This is a genomic window from Siphonobacter sp. BAB-5405, assembly GCF_002872335.1.
In the GTDB taxonomy this organism is placed as follows: Bacteria; Bacteroidota; Bacteroidia; order Cytophagales; family Spirosomataceae; genus Siphonobacter.
The window spans coordinates 190,191-207,097 of sequence record NZ_NJAG01000013.1 but is presented as its reverse complement, the minus strand read 5'-3'; the positions used below and the strand labels follow the sequence as shown (position 1 = coordinate 207,097).

16 protein-coding genes are annotated in these 16,907 nt (G+C 48.2%); 10 read left to right on the top strand and 6 right to left on the bottom strand.

The genetic code is table 11. The features are described 5' to 3' along the window. The first annotated feature begins 340 nt into the window (after positions 1-340). Positions 341-1,177 carry a cytochrome c family protein gene (locus BWI97_RS13105; RefSeq protein ID WP_102201293.1) on the top strand — a complete coding sequence of 279 codons (837 nt, stop codon included), beginning with the start codon at positions 341-343 and terminating at the stop codon, positions 1,175-1,177. 23 nt (positions 1,178-1,200) lie between these two features. Beyond that, positions 1,201-1,647 (top strand): nuclear transport factor 2 family protein, encoded by a 447-nt coding sequence (locus tag BWI97_RS13100; RefSeq protein ID WP_146010930.1) that lies wholly within the window; start codon positions 1,201-1,203, stop codon positions 1,645-1,647. A 56-nt stretch (positions 1,648-1,703) separates the two neighbouring features. Here BWI97_RS13100 and BWI97_RS13095 read toward each other — a convergent pair whose 3' ends face one another. Beyond that, a complete protein-coding gene (locus tag BWI97_RS13095; RefSeq protein ID WP_094815551.1) occupies positions 1,704-3,209 on the bottom strand; it encodes a peptide MFS transporter in 1,506 nt (501 codons plus the stop codon). Between the two features lie 181 nt (positions 3,210-3,390). Between BWI97_RS13095 and BWI97_RS13090 the strand changes: the two genes are divergently transcribed. The 3 genes from BWI97_RS13090 to BWI97_RS13080 all read left to right on the top strand — a co-directional run bounded on the left by BWI97_RS13090 (position 3,391) and on the right by BWI97_RS13080 (position 6,857). Next, positions 3,391-4,074 (top strand): peptidoglycan DD-metalloendopeptidase family protein, encoded by a 684-nt coding sequence (locus tag BWI97_RS13090; RefSeq protein ID WP_102201291.1) that lies wholly within the window; start codon positions 3,391-3,393, stop codon positions 4,072-4,074. A 92-nt stretch (positions 4,075-4,166) separates the two neighbouring features. After that, a complete protein-coding gene (locus BWI97_RS13085) occupies positions 4,167-5,483 on the top strand; it encodes a pitrilysin family protein (RefSeq protein ID WP_102201290.1) in 1,317 nt (438 codons plus the stop codon). Positions 5,484-5,492: 9 nt separating this feature from the next. Beyond that, a complete protein-coding gene (locus tag BWI97_RS13080) occupies positions 5,493-6,857 on the top strand; it encodes a pitrilysin family protein (protein ID WP_102201289.1) in 1,365 nt (454 codons plus the stop codon). 125 nt (positions 6,858-6,982) lie between these two features. Here BWI97_RS13080 and BWI97_RS13075 read toward each other — a convergent pair whose 3' ends face one another. Both BWI97_RS13075 and BWI97_RS13070 read right to left on the bottom strand, forming a co-directional pair. Next, the gene (locus BWI97_RS13075; RefSeq protein ID WP_102201288.1) at positions 6,983-8,611 is read right to left on the bottom strand and encodes a hypothetical protein; all 1,629 of its coding nucleotides are present in this window, start codon (positions 8,609-8,611) and stop codon (positions 6,983-6,985) included. Positions 8,612-8,671: 60 nt separating this feature from the next. Then, complete coding sequence (locus BWI97_RS13070) at positions 8,672-9,205, bottom strand: hypothetical protein (RefSeq protein ID WP_133163286.1); 534 nt, start codon at positions 9,203-9,205, stop codon at positions 8,672-8,674. 439 nt (positions 9,206-9,644) lie between these two features. Here BWI97_RS13070 and BWI97_RS13065 point away from each other — a divergent pair, with 439 nt between their 5' ends. Continuing rightward, the gene (locus BWI97_RS13065) at positions 9,645-10,919 is read left to right on the top strand and encodes an aminotransferase class I/II-fold pyridoxal phosphate-dependent enzyme (protein WP_233207834.1); all 1,275 of its coding nucleotides are present in this window, start codon (positions 9,645-9,647) and stop codon (positions 10,917-10,919) included. A gap of 218 nt (positions 10,920-11,137) precedes the next feature. After that, a complete protein-coding gene (locus BWI97_RS13060) occupies positions 11,138-11,320 on the top strand; it encodes a histone H1 (RefSeq protein ID WP_094811031.1) in 183 nt (60 codons plus the stop codon). A gap of 59 nt (positions 11,321-11,379) precedes the next feature. Here BWI97_RS13060 and BWI97_RS13055 read toward each other — a convergent pair whose 3' ends face one another. After that, positions 11,380-11,781: a MaoC family dehydratase gene (locus BWI97_RS13055; protein WP_094811033.1), complete on the bottom strand. Its 402-nt coding sequence runs from the start codon at positions 11,779-11,781 to the stop codon at positions 11,380-11,382. A gap of 372 nt (positions 11,782-12,153) precedes the next feature. Between BWI97_RS13055 and mdh the strand changes: the two genes are divergently transcribed. After that, positions 12,154-13,083 carry a malate dehydrogenase gene (mdh, locus tag BWI97_RS13050; RefSeq protein ID WP_102201328.1) on the top strand — a complete coding sequence of 310 codons (930 nt, stop codon included), beginning with the start codon at positions 12,154-12,156 and terminating at the stop codon, positions 13,081-13,083. Between the two features lie 88 nt (positions 13,084-13,171). On the opposite strand, the gene azu is transcribed toward mdh, so the two are convergent. Next, positions 13,172-13,648: an azurin gene (gene azu, locus BWI97_RS13045; RefSeq protein ID WP_094811035.1), complete on the bottom strand. Its 477-nt coding sequence runs from the start codon at positions 13,646-13,648 to the stop codon at positions 13,172-13,174. A 263-nt stretch (positions 13,649-13,911) separates the two neighbouring features. Here azu and pgeF point away from each other — a divergent pair, with 263 nt between their 5' ends. Continuing rightward, positions 13,912-14,694: a peptidoglycan editing factor PgeF gene (gene pgeF / locus BWI97_RS13040; RefSeq protein ID WP_369826582.1), complete on the top strand. Its 783-nt coding sequence runs from the start codon at positions 13,912-13,914 to the stop codon at positions 14,692-14,694. Positions 14,695-14,747: 53 nt separating this feature from the next. Here the strand turns inward: pgeF and BWI97_RS13035 are convergent, their stop codons facing one another. Next, a complete protein-coding gene (locus BWI97_RS13035) occupies positions 14,748-15,878 on the bottom strand; it encodes an alpha/beta hydrolase (protein ID WP_102201285.1) in 1,131 nt (376 codons plus the stop codon). Between the two features lie 798 nt (positions 15,879-16,676). Between BWI97_RS13035 and BWI97_RS28910 the strand changes: the two genes are divergently transcribed. Further along, entirely contained in the window at positions 16,677-16,811 is a 135-nt protein-coding gene (locus BWI97_RS28910) for a hypothetical protein (protein WP_255402854.1), read from the top strand. Positions 16,812-16,907: the final 96 nt, after the last annotated feature.

Below are 16,907 nucleotides of genomic sequence, written 5' to 3'. Positions count from 1 at the left end.
AATACTCGCAGGGTAAGACGAAAGGGTTGCCCGGTTGTAATGAATTTTTCTGAAAAAGTAGAGAATAGTTGAATAGGCTACTGATAATCAGAATAATAAAATTGTAAAGATTTTAGAGTACTGTTCTAATTTAAAGGCTCAAAACGAGCGGTAGATGCTGAAATTTCTGAACTAAGAAATTCGATTCAGTACTTAAACTAAAAATCAGCTCCTAACGCTACGAGCGTTCAATACTAGCAACCAGAAATGACATTCGTGGCTCTCAAACCTGCACCTTAAATCAACCGTCAAACCTTATGCACCTTCGCAGCATCTCGTCTTTTTTCTGATATTTGCCGGTATGCAACGAGCTTTATTTTCTATCCTCTTTCTGGGTTGTCTGGCCTGCCAGCCCGCTTCGAAAGCGACGCAGGCGGAAGCAACTGATTCTACTTCGCAAGCTCCGAAGGCAAGTACGGATTCCTTATCGATTGACTTAGTGGCGTGGAAAGGTAAGCTGGGGCCAACGGAATCAATTACCGTACCAAATGATCCCGTTTTTCACCGCAACAAGACCTTTGATGCCATACCCTTAGCTACGGTTTTGAAACAGATACCGGCGTATAGGAGCGTCAATCCTGCCGAAACGCAGGTCGTCTTTGAATGCGAGGATGGCTATAATCCTTCCATGCCACTGACTAAGGTACTGGGCAAAAAAGCCTATCTGGCTGTTCGGGACCACGATGCTGCTCAGGGAGAGGACTGGACGACCTTGCAGAAAGGTTCGGAAACCAAGAAAATCGCTCCGTATTACATCTGTTATACCGACGTTCCGGGTGATGATGCTACCTATAAGTGGCCGTATAACCTGGTTAAAATCTCGCTGACCTCCGCTTCCAAAGAGACGCAAGCTCTGTTGCCGAAAGACGATGATTCCGTCGTCAAAGGGTACGGATTGTTCAAAACGCATTGTTTAACCTGCCATGCCCTCAACGGCGTCGGGGGTACGCTTGGTCCTGAGCTGAATTTTCCTAAAAGTGTAACCGAGTACTGGAAAACGGATGATCTGAAGGCCTTCATCGCTCACCCCGATCAGTACCGGAATAAGGTGAAAATGCCTACGTTGGGACTGGAAGCGAAAGAAATTAACGAAATTGTCGGCTACCTTTCCTACATGGCCAAACATAAATCCAGGTAGTTAAACCATTGGATCCCTTCAACATGAAAAAAATTGTATTGACGAGTGTATTAGGCCTGAGTATCTTCTCGGTACAGGCTCAGCAAACGGAAGAATCTGCGATTCGGGCCGTCGTGGATCGGCTTTTTGAGGGAATGGCCAAGAAGGATACCAACCTCGTACGAAGTGTCTTTCATCCCTCAGCTCGCCTTCAATCGGCCTTCGTTAATCGCCAGGGCCAGCCTTTACTGCTTAGTCAGAGTATTGATGCCTTCGTCAAGGCCATTGGCTCGATTCCATCGGACACGAACATTGAAGAACGACTGACGTCCTGTGAAATTCGCGTAGACGACCGGCTGGCGACGGCCTGGGCATTCTATGAATTTTACGCCAATAAGGAATTTAGTCACAAAGGGGTGGATGCTTTTCAATTCTATAAAACTGACCAGGGCTGGAAGATTATTCAGCTTAGTGATACGCGTAGAAAATAAAAACAGCTCCGGACGATGAATCCGGAGCTGTTTTCTTAAAGTACTAATGTCTATGTCTACATCATTCGGGTGAGTCGTCTCGACAACAGGAACAGCAGTACCGCTGCTACGCCGGACATCACCACAAACAGCAGGAAAAAGTCGTACAGACTCGCCATTTGATAGCCGAGGAAGTTAGTAATTTTACCCGCTTCAGGATAGTACGAACTCAGCGTACCCGCGAATTTATTGGCCGCTACGTTGGCCAGAAACCACACCGCCATCAGCAAAGAGCTGTACTTGGCCGGGGCCAGCTGGTTCACCAATGACAGACCAATGGGAGAGAGGCAAAGCTCCCCAACGGAATGGAAGAAGTACAAGGCCGCCAGATAGCCCGCACTTACCTTCACACCCGGTACCGGATCTTTTACGGCCGGTAACATAATCAGATACCCAATGGCCAGTAAGGTCAGACCAATCGCCATTTTGTAAGGCGAAGCGGGTTCAATACCCTTGTTACCTAAGTACGTCCAGATGCCAGCCATGATCGGGGCACAAGTGACGACGAAGAAGGGGTTGAAATTCTGGAACAATGCCGGTGGAATGGTCCAGCCAAACAATTGGCGATCCACCTGTTCATCGGCGAAAAATGTTAGCGAAGCACCGGCCTGCTCGAAAGCAGCCCAGAAGAAAATAACGAAAAACGAAACGATGTAAATAACAATCACCTGTTGCTTTTCTTTCGCATTCAGGGATTTATCCATCAGGATAAAAACCAGTGAACCGACGCCACCAATCAGCGGAAACCAAAGCAGAATGGGATACACGTTTACGTCAAACCATAACATGCCCAGGCCTACCACCAGCAAAACCGGCAACACCCAGTACACCGACTTTACGGCGGGAGAGTTAACGGGCGTTTCGCCTACGGGTTCACCTTTCCAGGTGACGAGGTACTTGATTTTTCCCCATTGAAAGACAACGGTACCTAGTAAGAGGGCAATGCTACAGGCGAGGAAAGCCCAGCGGAAATCTTCGGGGCGACCCGTATTTCCCACCAAGGCACAAATCGTTTGTCCAATGAACGAACCCAGGTTAATCCCCATGTAAAAAATGGTATACGCCGCATCTTTCCGCCGGTCGGCCGGATCGTACAACGTCCCTACCATCGAAGAGATGTTGGGTTTGAAGAATCCATTCCCAACGATCATCAGACCTAGCCCGACGTAGAGTAGCATATTTCCGCCGGGCTGGTCATAGATACTCCCCGAACAGAACAGGAAAAACTGGCCCAGAGCCATGACCAGTCCGCCTACCAAAATCGAGCGACGGTTGCCCCAGTATTTATCCGCGATATACCCACCAATCAGGGGCGTCAGATAGACCAGTGACGTATAACCACCGTAGAAGTTAGACGCAAAGGCTTTGTCTTGCATCAACGCCTGCGTAAAATACAGCGTAAGAACGGCCCGCATGCCGTAGTAGCTGAAGCGTTCCCACATTTCCGTGGTGAAAAGCAAAAAAAGGCCCTGGGGGTGGCCTAAAATCCGTTTCGTCTGAGGCGGTTTAATAAATTCGGGCATCCGATTTCGTTTTGATGAATGAAGTTAAGTAAACTTTGGAGTTCGTATAGACGTGTGCCGGGCAACCGCTACTTTACTAAAGCCGTTGAAAAGCTGCTGGACAGCTTTAAATCAAGTGCAGGGTAATTCGTAGCACCCCAAATATAAACGTAGATTTGGGGCTTGCCAAATACAGCCATCCATGAAACTTACTGATACGCTTCTTAAATACCAAATTTCCTTTGCTTCCGTAGTACCCTTCGACTGGCAGCGTTTTCGCGTAAAAATTCTTGATTTTACCGCCGGAAATCAGGCTCTACAGCAACAGGAACTCGTCGATACGGCCGATTTTTCCCGCTTCGTCACGCAGGAAATACAGGAAGCTGGAGCCCTTTGCGGAGTCGGGGGTTACAATGAACACCGGGTTCTGTATCGGCGGAGTCCACATTTTCAGCAAACGACCGAACCCCGGGAAATTCACCTCGGAATCGATATTTGGGCCGAAGCGGGTACGCCCGTTTCCGCTCCGCTAACGGGTACCATTCATAGCCTGCGGGATAACGCTAATTTTGGTGATTACGGGCCCACGATTATCCTGCAACACGAACTCGAAGGAACTCTTTTTCATACGCTGTACGGTCACCTCAGCCGTGCGTCGTTACGCGATAAAGTGCCCGGCCAGACCATTGCCGCGGGAGAGCCCTTTGCGGAATTCGGACCGTATCCGGAAAACGGTGACTGGCCGCCGCACCTGCATTTTCAGATCATTGAAGAGATGCAGGAATGGTCGGGCGATTATCCGGGCGTATGCAGCCTGTCGGAGCGGGCGATGTATCTGGCCAACTGCCCCGACCCCAACCTGATTCTTCGGATTCCAGGCTTGTAGGTAGCCTTTTCCCAACCATTCATCATACAGTTGAGCCCCGTTGCGAGGTTTGCCTGTAACTTTCCTATTTTACACTTTTCCCCTTATCTGTCATGCTAAAACGCTTTTGTATGTGGGGGCTGGCCTTCTGGCTGAGCGTCCCCGCTTTCGCTCAGCTAAAAGCGGAAGATGTCCAGTCGTTTACCCTGAAAAATGGAATGAAAATCTTCGTGCTGGAAGATCATTCGATTCCTAACGCGAACATGTATTTGTTCTGGAACGTGGGTTCGCGGAACGAAAAACAGGGCATCACCGGACTGTCGCACTTTTTCGAGCACATGATGTTCAACGGAGCCAAGAAATACGGCCCCAAGCAGTTCGATCAGGTCATGGAATTCAATGGCGGGCAAAATAACGCCTATACGAGTCAGGACATGACCGTGTATACGGACTTTTTCCCGGCCACCGCTCTGGAATCTATTTTCGATCTGGAAGCGGATCGGATTCGGGATCTGGCTCTGGATCCCAAGATGATTGAGTCGGAACGCGGCGTAGTGCATTCGGAATATACGACCGGGTTAGAAAACAGCCCCGAAGAAGAACTGGATCAGGCGATGCTTTCGGTCGCTTTTTCCCAACACCCGTACATGTGGAGTGTCATTGGGTATGAGTCAGATATTCTAAACTGGAAACGGGAAGATCTGGTCAACTACTTTAAAACGTATTATGCCCCCAATAACGCCATCACCTTTATCGTCGGTGACGTCAAGCTGGCCGATGTCAAGCGATTGGCCGAGCAGTACTTCGAGCCCATTCCCGTACTGGCTCCGGCTCCTCCGGTCGTCCACAACAAAGAACCCGAGCAAAAGGGAGAACGCCGGGTAATGGTAAATCGGGACGTACCCTCACCTTACGTACAGATTGCGTATCACACCCCAGAAGCCCGACACCCGGATTATTACGCCCTGGATTTGCTGTCGGCCATTTTATCCCGGGGCCAGTCCTCGCGTCTGTACAAAGCCCTCGTCGATACGCAGATCGCCAGCGAGGCCTATACGAGTTTTGCTCCCAGCATTGATCCGTACCTGTTCTCCTTTACCGCCCAGGCTTCAGATGGCAAAACAGCGGATACCCTGGAAGCCGCTCTGCTCGCTGAAGTGGATAAGGTCGTGAAAACGGGCGTGACGGAAGCAGAGTTGGAGAAGGTAAAAAATCAAAAGGTAATGGACTTTTACCGCAGTATCCAGACCAATAACGGAAAAGCGAATACGCTGGGTCGGTACGAACGCTACTTCGGCGACTACCGCAAGTTTTTCACGGCGTCTGAGGACTATCGTAACGTGACAGTGGCTGACATTCAGCGGGTCGCGAAAACGTACTTCAAAAAATCGAATCGGACGATAGGCGTATTGCAGAAGGAAACTGAATAATCATTCGACATGAAAAAGATCTTATTTTTTTTACTACTGGCTCTTCCGGGATTCAGTCAGAATTTTAAACTCCCCCGTTACGAAAAACTGGTACTACCCAACGGTCTGACGCTGCTGCTGATGGAACAACACGAGGTTCCGGTATTGGCCGTGTCGGTAGGTCTGCCGGCGGGAGCGGTTTACGATGGTGCCCAGTATGGGCTGGCGAACCTAACGGCTGAGTCGCTGAAGTTTGGCACCAAGTCTTTCCCCAAAGCCCTGCTGGATGAAAAGCTGGACTTTCTGGGGGCTCAGCTCAGTACCTACGCTACGCTGGAAACGGCCTTGCTGACGTCTTCCTTTGCGGTGAAAGATCAGGAAACGGTATGGCCCATGATTAAGGAAGTACTGGTTAATCCAGCGTTTGATGCCAGCGAGTTTGAAAAGCGGAAAAGCCGTTTACTGGTTGAATTAAAGCAGGCCAAGCAACGCCCTTCGGCTGTACTGGGTGAGTATTTCAATCATTTCTACTACGGAAACCAGCCCTATGGCTCACCCGCTGATGGAACGCCCGAGAGTATTGGCGGGATTACGCTCGATCAGGTGAAAAACTTTTATCGAACGCACTATCAGCCCAATGGTACGGTCGTGTCGGTCGTGGGTGATTTTAATACGGCGGCGATGAAAGCAAAGCTGACGACGCTATTTAAAGACTGGAAAAAAGGAACGGCTGCCACACAACCTCCAGCCCTGAAAGCCGTGCCCAATCAATCCCGCGTCCTGCTTGTCAATAAGGAAAATGCGACCGAAACGCAGATCATAATCGGGCAGAAGGGCGTGCCCATGAACAATCCCGATTACGTAGGTATTGAAGTAGTGAATACAGTACTGGGAGCCCGTTTTACGTCCTGGCTGGTGGACGAACTGCGGGTAAATCACGGCTACACGTACGGCGTTCGCAGTAGTTTCGACATGAAAAAAGCCGGTGGTACGTTTGTCATTCGCACATTTACGCCGACTAAAACTACGATTCCTGCCATCGATCTGGCCCTGGAAGTCATCGGTCGTTTGTATACGAAGGGGATCGACGAAAAGTTACTGGCTTCGGCGAAAAACTACGTCAAAGGTCAATTCCCGCCGCGTTTTGAAACGCCGGCCCAACTGGCCAGTTTGCTGACTACGATGTTTACGTATGGTTTGAACGATAGCTATATCAATGATTTTCAGGCGAAAGTCGATGCTCTGAATGTAGATTCCGTGAAACGAATCATTCAGACCTATTTCCCGAAAGATCATTTTCAACTGGTGCTGATTGGCAAAACCGCCGAGTACCGCGAAGCTGCCAAAAAGTACGGCGAGGTTTCCGAGAAACAAATCGAAACCCCCGGCTATTAAACGTGATATGAAAACAGGGAAGCCCGCGTTCACAAACGCGGGCTTCCCTGTTTTCATATCACTAAGGATCAAATCACTAACCAAACAGATTTTCGTACAAAAAACTGAAAACCGCAAACTGAAAACTAAAATACCGCCCGCCACTCATACGGCCCAAGCGTAATCGTAGCGGCACCGGGCAGGCGTATCTGTAGCTCTTCGGTCGTATGATTGGCCAGCAGGGTAGTTTTCCACTTGTTGCCCTTTTCCAGAATCAGGCTACTGCACCGCAGGGGTTGCGAAACCCGACTGGGAATGACACGTTCGGGTTTAAACTCACTCAGAAAAGCAAACCATTGGTACAGTGGCGTAGGCTGGTCATCGACAATGATACCGTTGGGGCCAAACGCTTCGTAATACGTAACCGAGGCAGCCCCGGCTTCGGCCAGGTGTTTGAAACTTCCTACCGTCCAGCTGGCGGCAAAATTTGTATGCAGGCGTTCGTCCGGATCAGGAGCGAGCAGCACGGGCGACACGTACACGGGTTTGCCCGAGCGTGCGGCGGCTGTACGAACGGTATCCGCCTGACCCGCCAGATTTTCAATGATGGAAACTTCATCGAATGTATGTACTTGTGGAGTAACGGAATAGCTGACAAAATCTACCCGGCTGTACTCGAAGGGATGGCGATTGAAATTGACAAAAAAGCCGTTAGTACCGCCACCAATTTGTAAAGCCGGCCAACGGGATTCGAGTAGGGGCAAAGCCCGGTCGAGTAATTCCGAGGTTGTGAGTCCGTTTTCGTTAAGCAGAATGACTTCCTTAATCAATGGCTTGGATTTAAACAACCTCAGACTCGGTACGTATTGCTCGTCAATCAATACGGCTAACTGTACCGGAACGCCTACTTTTTCAATCTGCTCGAACGTAGCCTGAAAATCCTGCTCCCAATCGGGCTTCCGCAAATCCAGACGGAGCAAGATATGAGCAGGGGTAAGCTTCCGAAGTAGTTCAATTTCTTTCGTGCTGACCGAACGATCCAGCTCCGGCCAGGTGAGTCCCCAGGCGGGGATGGACTGTGGGTCGCCAGCCATATCAATCCGAACGCTGGTATCGGGCGTAATGAAAGGTGGCCATTCGCCCGTAAAGGTTAGTGTAGCTCGCTGATGAAACGTTTCACCCGCCTCTACTTCGACGGGTTTGGGCAAACTCTGCGGCGTAGCATACGTTTTATAGGAAGTATCCGAGTAATTACGCTGGTCTTCCGTTTCAAATATATCGCCTTCCAGCTCAATCTGGGCTTTTAGTTTAGAGGTAACGTCCCATTCCATAGCCGCAATCGTCAGAAAGGGTTGATGCGGCATAATAAGATCCGGAAATTCGGCGGACGTATCCTCACCGTTCGGATGAATGATGCGAACGGGTTTACCCCGAAAACCCTCTACCGGGTGCAGGATACAAAGGCCTACCCGGTTTTTGGAAAAACTTTCCAGAGCCGTTCCCTCCCAGTCGAAGGTCACGGAGCCATCCATGTTCCCCTGAATATGAACGTGGCCTTCCATGCGGGGCGTTTCGGTGCTCCAGCGGTACTGAATTTCAAAGGTATCTTCTGAAGGTTCGATGCGTTCTTCCTGAATCTGAATGTCGGCCGTACCCCAGTTACCATCCCGGATGGCAACGTAAATTCGACGAAGTACTTCCTGGCCCTCTATCGTAAAATAGCGTAAAGAGCCTCCATGGTACAGTAGCGTTAGGTTTCCGGCACGTAATAACATCAGTAATTTCAGTTTAAATCTAGCGGGAATGAATAAAAAAGAATGCCTAAGCGGAAGGGTTTACTGACGGTTCGGTCGGATTTTCCATTCCTGTAACAGACTATCCCGAAAGGTACGGGCGGAACGGGACGATGGAATTTCAAACGAACCAATGGTCGGTAAACCCACTACTTCCAGACGGGTACGGAACTGACGATCGGGCAGGCTATCCGGGAAAAAATCAAAATGCAGTACCTGGTTACCCTTCGGGGTTGGATACGTATACGAGTCGGTTTCCTGCTGAAGTTTCTGTTGACGAACCCGTACTTCTTTCTTCCAGAAATGGGGACGATTCGGAGACTCAACGCGGGCCGGAATCCAGCTAATACGGGTAGTTCCGGCCGAGTCGGTGGTCAGTCGCGTTTGGTCGGTATCGAGTAAAAGCTGCATCCCCCGATTGGCTCGCTGAGCATTCAGATCCGTACCGAACGTTTTCAGATACCCCTGGTCACGGGAGGAGCGGGGGTAGGTTTGAAGCACTCGCCAGCCCAGAACACCCACGCCGATTAGTAAGAGAAAAAAAATAACACGTTCGAGTTTACGGAGCAGAGCCATGAAAATCAGGTAGCTAGAAAATAAGCGGAAATTTTTACAGCACTCATTCATGCTGTAAAAGCCTTTCGACACACCTAAAGCTAGGAGAGACCACTCATCCGCAGAAAAAATCACGGGATTTTTTGTATTCACTAAAACCATAGGGAGCAGGTAACTGTTTTACAGCTTATAAGTATAAGAGCCAGAATTTTAACGGATACGTAGAAAAATAGACCCTTTGTGTCGCAAAAAAGGCAGACCCCTTCCAATGCTTCAAAATGGTGCCGTACATTCCTTGGTAGTTTCGTAGAAAAATCCTATTTTCGCGGCCGTAGAAATCGTGAAAGAACCGAAATTAATTTTGAAGGAATTACTGGTTTAAGCTAGCCTGTTTTCAGGATAAAATCCAACCATAAAAAATTAATTTTGGTCAAGTATAAACAATAAAAATTGACTGAACGTGGCAGATATTTTTGAACGTCGTCTGGCGAATCTAGGCCCTCTTGGACAGTACTCTGATAAAGTCCATGGCTATTTTGCTTTCCCTTATCTCGAAGGTGAAATTGGTCCGCACATGAAGTTCCAGGGCAAGGAAATGCTGAACTGGAGCCTTAACAATTACCTGGGATTGGCTAACCACCCCGAGGTACGACAGACCGACGCCGAAGCTGCTGCCCAGTGGGGTATGGCAGCTCCGATGGGAGCCCGGATGATGTCCGGCCAAACGCCTTACCACGAGGAGCTGGAACGTCAGCTGGCTGAGTTTGTTCAGAAAGAAGATGCATTCCTGTTGAATTTCGGCTATCAGGGGGTCATGTCCACCATTGAAGCCATCGTCGATTATAAAGATGTGATTGTATACGATGCCGAAAGTCACGCCTGTTTGATCGACGGTATACGCCTGCATAAGGCGAAAATGGGTAAGTACTTTACCTTCAAGCACAACGATATGGAATCGCTGGAGAAAAATCTTCAGCGGGCTACCAAGCTGGCCGACGAACAGGGCGGTGGAGTGCTGGTAATTACCGAAGGCGTTTTCGGTATGTCCGGAAACATCGGAAAACTGGATGAAATCGTAGCTCTCAAGCAAAAATACAATTTCCGTCTGCTCGTGGATGATGCCCACGGTTTTGGTACAATGGGAGCCACGGGTTCTGGCGTAGCCGAGCACCTGGGTGTACAGGATGGTGTTGATTTGCACTTCTCGACGTTTGCCAAATCGATGGCAAGCATCGGCGGATTCATCGCCGGCCCTAAAGCGGTCATTCAGTACCTGCGGTATAACCTGCGTTCGCAAACGTACGCTAAATCACTACCGATGCCGCTGGTTATCGGAGCGATGAAGCGTCTGGAATTGCTGCGTACGCGTCCGGAATTGCGTCAGAATCTCTGGAACATCGTAAATGCCGTACAAAACGGTTTACGTAGCCGGGGTTTTGATATTGGTACTACGCAGTCACCCGTTACGCCGGTATTCCTGCACGGTGAACACGCCAATTCCGTCGTGACGCAACTTGTTGTGGACTTACGCGAAAATCTGGGAATCTTCTGTTCGATTGTTGTTTATCCCGTTGTTCCGAAAGGTGTAATCATGTTACGGATCATTCCGACGGCCGTGCATACGCTTGAAGACGTTGAACGTACACTGGATGCGTTCGATATTATTCAGGAGCGACTGACGTCTGGTACTTACGCCGATAAAGGTTTTGCTCAAGTGGTAAAAAGTGCCGTTTAAGGCTCTTAAACACTGATTTTACCCCATTTTTTTCAGTTAATACTGGATAAAATGGGGTATTTTTCTGCTCTGGGAAATAAATTGTATAATTTTTCCAAGAACTTTCACATTTTTGAGCTACTAACACTTGCAGGGAAAGCGTAAATGCCTAAATTTCGCCAGAAACGCACATTTGCGTACTTTCAATCGTTTGTTATACATTAAAACACCAGACTCACATGAGCAGATTTTCAGAACTCAAAGATTTAGTTATGTCACTGGAAGGTGACTTCGAAAAATTCTACGATAAACAAAATCAGGCTGCTGGTACGCGGGTGCGTAAAGGAATGCAGGACTTGAAAGTACTGGCTCAAGACATTCGGTCTGAAGTACAGAACAAGAAAAATGAAAAAGAGGACTAATACTACGCCTCTCAAAACATTCAACCCCCGATTGTAAGCAGTCGGGGGTTTTTTGTTGCTTAAAAATGCTCGCGGTTCATGACGACGGCCACGCCTTTAGTCGTTACCTTCTTCGTCTGAACATCAATAATTTCCGTAGAAATCTCCGCCGTATGTTTATCCACGTTGATGCTTAGAATTTCGAATCGGGCTTCGTAAGCGGTATCAACAAACATCGGACGAAGAAAATCGAGCGATTGCTTCACGTAAATACTGCCCGCTCCCGGAAACTTGGTTCCGATTACATTGGAGAATACACTGGCTCCGAGAATGCCGTGAATGATGGGTCGCTTGAACGGTGTGCTGGCCGCAAAGTCAGCGTCGAGGTGAAGCGGGTTATCATCACCGGAAACCTGGGCAAAAGCCACGACGTCATCTTGCGTAAATTGAAACGGGTAAGCGTAAGTTTCGCCCTGAGTCATAAGAATAAGTTTGAACGTTTGTCCTGAAATCTTTCGCAAAGTAAGGCCTCTTTTAAATCGCTTCGGACTTTAAGAATTGATTTTGTCCACTTAGGCACGAACAAAGTGTTGGGGATTCCGTAACATTGCCCTTGAATAGACCCCAACAAACATGCAACAGTTCTGGCAATCTTTGTATAGTTACCGACGATACATCGGCGTAGATGGAATGATGTATCTGGCCTTTATTCTGGTATTGATCCTGCTTTTCATCTTTTTCTCGTGAAAGGAAAATTTTATTATTTTTTTGTGAAAAGATAGTATTTAATAAATGCGAATCCCTACTTTTAGGGTAAGAAGTCCTTCATTTCACCTATTAAACCGTTCATGTTCATGAAAATCACCGTTGTAGGAGCCGGGGCCGTAGGAGCCACTTGTGCCGATAACATCGTTCGCAGGGAATTAGCCCAGGAAGTGGTCTTGCTGGACATTAAGGAGGGACTGGCCGAAGGAAAATCGCTGGACATTTTTCAGACGGCAACCTTGCTGGAATTCGATTCTAAAATCATCGGATCTACCAACGATTATACCAAAACGGCGGGCTCGGATGTAGTGGTGATTACCTCGGGTATCCCCCGAAAACCCGGTATGACGCGTGAGGAACTGATCGGTATTAATGCAGGCATTGTAAAAACGGTAACTACCCATATTCTAGAGCATTCGCCCGATGCCATTGTCGTGGTTATTTCCAACCCCATGGATACCATGACTTACCTGGCCCTGCAGGCTTCGGGTTTACCTAAACACCGGATCATCGGCATGGGTGGTATTCTGGATTCAGCCCGTTTCAAAACGTACCTGTCACTGGCGATGAACGTACCCCCTTCTGACTTGCAGGCAACCGTAATCGGGGGCCACGGGGATACCACCATGATTCCCCTGACGCGACTGGCTACGTATTCGGGTACACCCGTCAGTGAGTACCTCAGTGCGGAAGCCTTACAGAAAGTAGCCGCCGATACGATGGTGGGTGGAGCAACCCTGACGAACCTGATCGGAACTTCCGCCTGGTACGCTCCCGGTGCCTCCGGAGCCCTGCTCGTGGAAAGTATCGTACGTGACCAGAAGCGTATTTTCCCCTGCTGCGTATATCTGGAAGGGGAATACGGACAATCCGATATTTGCCTGGGAGTACCCGTAGTGATTGGTAAAAATGGATGGGAAAAGATTGTCGATTTTAATTTGAACGAAACCGAGCAGGCTGCTTTCAACAAGTCAGCTGAGGCCGTACGGTCGATGAATAGCGTACTGGCAAGTTTATAAGAACAAAGAAGTAGTAAAGAGAAGAGCCGGTTTTCATCGCTGAAAACCGGCTCTTTTTACTTAACTCTGGCAATAAAACGCTGGAACCTTACTCAACAATGAAATTACCTTTCATCATGCTGTAGTGGCCAGGGAAGCTACAGATAAAGGGATAGGTACCTTTCTTGGGAGCGGTAAATTCAATGGTATCGCTTTCGCCGCCACCCAGCAGTTTGGTGTGAGCTACGATGCTCGCGGCTTCTGATTTAGGAATGTATTCCGTACTGGCAGCCATGTTGGCTTTGGAAGCAAAGGCTTGCAAATCCGTACCCGGTTTCAACAATACAAAGTTGTGGCCCATGGCTTGTTTGGCAAATTTGCCGGTATGTTTAAGCGTCAGCTTCACCTTTTGGCCCGCTTTCACTTTAAATTCTTTCTTGTCAAATTGCATGCCGTCGGTACCATTCAGCGTCAGCACTTTCACACCTTTGCCGGTCTGAGCTACGGCTTCATTGGCAGAAAAATTCAAACCAAAAACGGTAAGAGCGAAAGCCGCTACTAAAACTCGCAAACCTGATCGTTTCATGTAATTATTTTTATTTAGTTTAAATTAATGCAATGTACAGTCAATCTGTTAATACTATAACATATGTATTCAAGTTTTTAATTCATTTTAGAGCGAAGCTTAACACTTATTAGGAAATTCATTGGCATGAGAAGCTATACAGAACGCTGTTCAGCCAACGGAGTAAAAGCTTCTAGATACAACATACGAAAGTAAAAGAAGGTAGAGCCATACGGACTGCATTGACTAGAGCACCGAGCAGTATTCCTTTTTTCTCGTTAGCTTTGAAAAGAATATTGATGCGTCAGTCTATGCCGATTTCTTCCCGTCTCTTCTATAGTCCTCCCATTTTTCGTTCGTTCCCGGAACTCATTGCAGCCGAAAGTACCCGCCATGGTGGGGTCAGTGAGCCGCCGTATGCCAGTTTAAACCTGGGTGGTTCGACGCAGGATGATCCCGAGCACGTAGCCGAAAACCGCCGCCGTTTTTACGCAAGTCTCGGTATTGCAGCCGATCAGGTGGCGTCGTCTCATCAGGTGCACGGTTCCAAGACTTGGGTAACCGATCAGCCCGGTCGCCAGCAGGGGCACGATGCCGTCCTCACGAATCAGCCCGGCGTATTTACGTTGGTTACCGTTGCCGACTGCACACCGATTCTGGTGTATGATGCCGGTACGAAAGCCGTAGCAGCTATTCACGCGGGTTGGCGGGGAACAGTGGCCGGGATCGTCGCGAAAACCTTACAAACGATGCAGAAGCAGTACGGTACCCAGCCGAAAGATTGCTACGGGTACGTTGGGACCTGTATTGATGAATGTTCGTTTGAAGTGGGAGCGGATGTAGCCGACCATTTTATCAGTGAGTTCAAACGCTGGGACGAAACGCGAGAGAAGTTTTTCGTGAACCTAAAGGCTGCCAATGCCCAACAACTCCGCAACTTTGGTATTCCCGAACATCAGATTGAAATTTCCCCGTATTCCACTGTACTGAACAATCAGGACTATTTTTCGCACCGACTGGAAAAAGGCCTGACGGGTCGGATGGTAGCCATTATCGGTAGAAAATAAAAAGAGACCGACAATAGCTACTACTGTCGGTCTCTTTTCGTGATTAAGATAGTTTACTTACCAAAGGCACTCTTCAAACGGGAAGCTGCATAATCCTGGGCATCTTTTGCACTGGGCTCGATGGCATACGTACCGAAAAATTCGTGCGTTACCCCTTCGTACATGCGGTATTCGGTGCTAACTCCCGCCTGTTTCAGTTTAGCAGAAAGTTGTTCACCTTCCGTCAGAAGCGGGTCAATTTGAGCGGCGATGATAGTCACAGGGGGCAGGCTTCTTAGGTCTGCTACGTCAACGAGTGAAATGTATTTGCTGTCACCGTCGGCCATCGTGTTGAAATATTTATCCACAAACCATTCAACCAGCGGTTTGCTGAGGGGTTTGGCATTGGCGTACTGCTGGTACGAAGCAGTCGTCAAATCATTATTCGCTACCGGATAGACCACAAGCTGGTGAATCGGCATGGGGAATTTTTCGTCCCGAGCCATCATACTCACGTTGATGGCCATATTGCCTCCGGCACTTTCACCGGCTACGGCAACTTTCGAGGTATCACCACTGAATGAGGTAGCATTTTGACGCACCCATTTATAAGCTGCATAGGTGTCCATGTGGGCTGTCGGGAATTTGTTTTCGGGTGCTTTGCGGTATTCAATCGACACTACAATCGCCCCTACGTTATGAGCCAGTGCCATGGCCGAAGCTTCGTATACTTCCGGACTAGCAATGACCCAGCCGCCCCCGTGGTAGTATACAATCACGGGTAAGTTGCCGGATGTGTTTTGTGGTTTGTACATCACGGCCTGAATGGAAGCTCCGTTGGCTCCGGGAATGTTCCGCTGCGTTACTTCTACGCCCAGATTCGGAGCGGAGATATTATTTCTGGATAGCAGTGAGTTTACGGCGTCTTTCACCGTCGGCTTTGTACGGGCTTGCTGGGGTGTCAGGGTATAGAGGGGCGTCGAATCAAGACGAGCCATTTCTTCAATGATCGCCTGCATTTGCGGTTTGATGTTGGGTCCCCAGGCGGGTTTAGGTCCAGTGGGCTGAATGTTGTTACCCGGGTTGACGTTACCGTGATCTTTTGTGCACGAGGCTAATGATACGAGGGCTGCCAGGGCAAGCGTAGAGCCGCTAGCCAGTAGCGATTTCTTTTTTGCTGAATAAGTACTGATTAAGTTTTTCATGTATCCGTGGATTGGTTTGAATCTTCTACGAGTGATGCAAAAGCAGAATACCTTGAAGAAAATCACATACCATTCCCTATACGTTTATCAGCACTCTGTCTTTTGAAAATTAAGTAATAATGCTCAATGCATGCGGGTGATAGAAGGGAGAGAATATCATTAAATAAATTCAATTTGTAGCACAGAATAAAATGATAAGGTATTGACTGACTTGAGGCTAGCGTAAGTTAATGTGTTAGGGGATAATGAATGGATAACCTGAAATACAGGCAGATATATCAGGAATAAACCAAGCTTTATTCCTTAAGCGATATTGAAAACGTATAACTAATACCGTTGTAAAGGTAGTAAAAAGACAAGAGTTAATTCGCGGTTAATTGAGCAAGTCTTACCTCAGGTCAAGTTTTCCGTTTTCCGTTTTCCGTTTTCCGTTTTCCGTTTTCCGTTTTCCGTTTTCCGTTTTCCGTTTTCCGTTTTCCGTTTTCCGTTTTGGTAGGATAAACCCGGTAAAGGTAGCAGGACGGGTTGTCCGTAATATTTACTACGGACTTTTTAAATGGGTAGCTGTGCCTACCGGGCGGGACGCATCCATACCCCGCATTGCATACGGGGCTACTGACATTGAACCCCTTCGGGGTTAGCGGCTCGGAATGCACGCCTGAATGAAATAGGGAAGGTAGGGTCTTTAACCCTGGATGGGTTTCATTGAATTAGCCATGGGGGCAACCCATGATTAGCTTCGCATTGCATTCACCCGTATGGCAGGCCGGGCTAATTACCCGGAATCCCTTCAGATTTATGAAAGAGAAAAACGGATATGAAAATACTGGCTTAGGCCTTTTTCCTGATTCAAGACAAAAAAGGATAGCGTTAGAGTTTACCAGCGATGACACATATAAAAAAATGCTGTTCTTACAAGGCAGCGTTTTTTAGCTAATCTTTAAAAATAATGGACGTACTATTTTGTCATAAAGTAAAGAATACTTTACATTTGGTAAAAACTATTTTCCACTCTAATAACTTAATTTA

Excerpts from the sequence above, each read along its gene's own strand:
- BWI97_RS13095 (WP_094815551.1), bottom strand. The coding sequence starts at position 3,209 with ATGCCCGAATTTATTAAACCGCCTCAGACGAAACGGATTTTAGGCCAC.
- BWI97_RS13105 (WP_102201293.1), top strand. The coding sequence starts at position 341 with ATGCAACGAGCTTTATTTTCTATCCTCTTTCTGGGTTGTCTGGCCTGC.
- BWI97_RS13075 (WP_102201288.1), bottom strand. The coding sequence starts at position 8,611 with ATGTTATTACGTGCCGGAAACCTAACGCTACTGTACCATGGAGGCTCT.
- BWI97_RS13055 (WP_094811033.1), bottom strand. The coding sequence starts at position 11,781 with ATGACTCAGGGCGAAACTTACGCTTACCCGTTTCAATTTACGCAAGAT.
- BWI97_RS13100 (WP_146010930.1), top strand. The coding sequence starts at position 1,201 with ATGAAAAAAATTGTATTGACGAGTGTATTAGGCCTGAGTATCTTCTCG.
- BWI97_RS13085 (WP_102201290.1), top strand. The coding sequence starts at position 4,167 with ATGCTAAAACGCTTTTGTATGTGGGGGCTGGCCTTCTGGCTGAGCGTC.
- BWI97_RS13060 (WP_094811031.1), top strand. The coding sequence starts at position 11,138 with ATGAGCAGATTTTCAGAACTCAAAGATTTAGTTATGTCACTGGAAGGT.
- BWI97_RS13080 (WP_102201289.1), top strand. The coding sequence starts at position 5,493 with ATGAAAAAGATCTTATTTTTTTTACTACTGGCTCTTCCGGGATTCAGT.
- BWI97_RS13035 (WP_102201285.1), bottom strand. The coding sequence starts at position 15,878 with ATGAAAAACTTAATCAGTACTTATTCAGCAAAAAAGAAATCGCTACTG.
- mdh (WP_102201328.1), top strand. The coding sequence starts at position 12,154 with ATGAAAATCACCGTTGTAGGAGCCGGGGCCGTAGGAGCCACTTGTGCC.
- azu (WP_094811035.1), bottom strand. The coding sequence starts at position 13,648 with ATGAAACGATCAGGTTTGCGAGTTTTAGTAGCGGCTTTCGCTCTTACC.
- BWI97_RS28910 (WP_255402854.1), top strand. The coding sequence starts at position 16,677 with ATGAAAGAGAAAAACGGATATGAAAATACTGGCTTAGGCCTTTTTCCT.
- BWI97_RS13090 (WP_102201291.1), top strand. The coding sequence starts at position 3,391 with ATGAAACTTACTGATACGCTTCTTAAATACCAAATTTCCTTTGCTTCC.
- BWI97_RS13070 (WP_133163286.1), bottom strand. The coding sequence starts at position 9,205 with ATGGCTCTGCTCCGTAAACTCGAACGTGTTATTTTTTTTCTCTTACTA.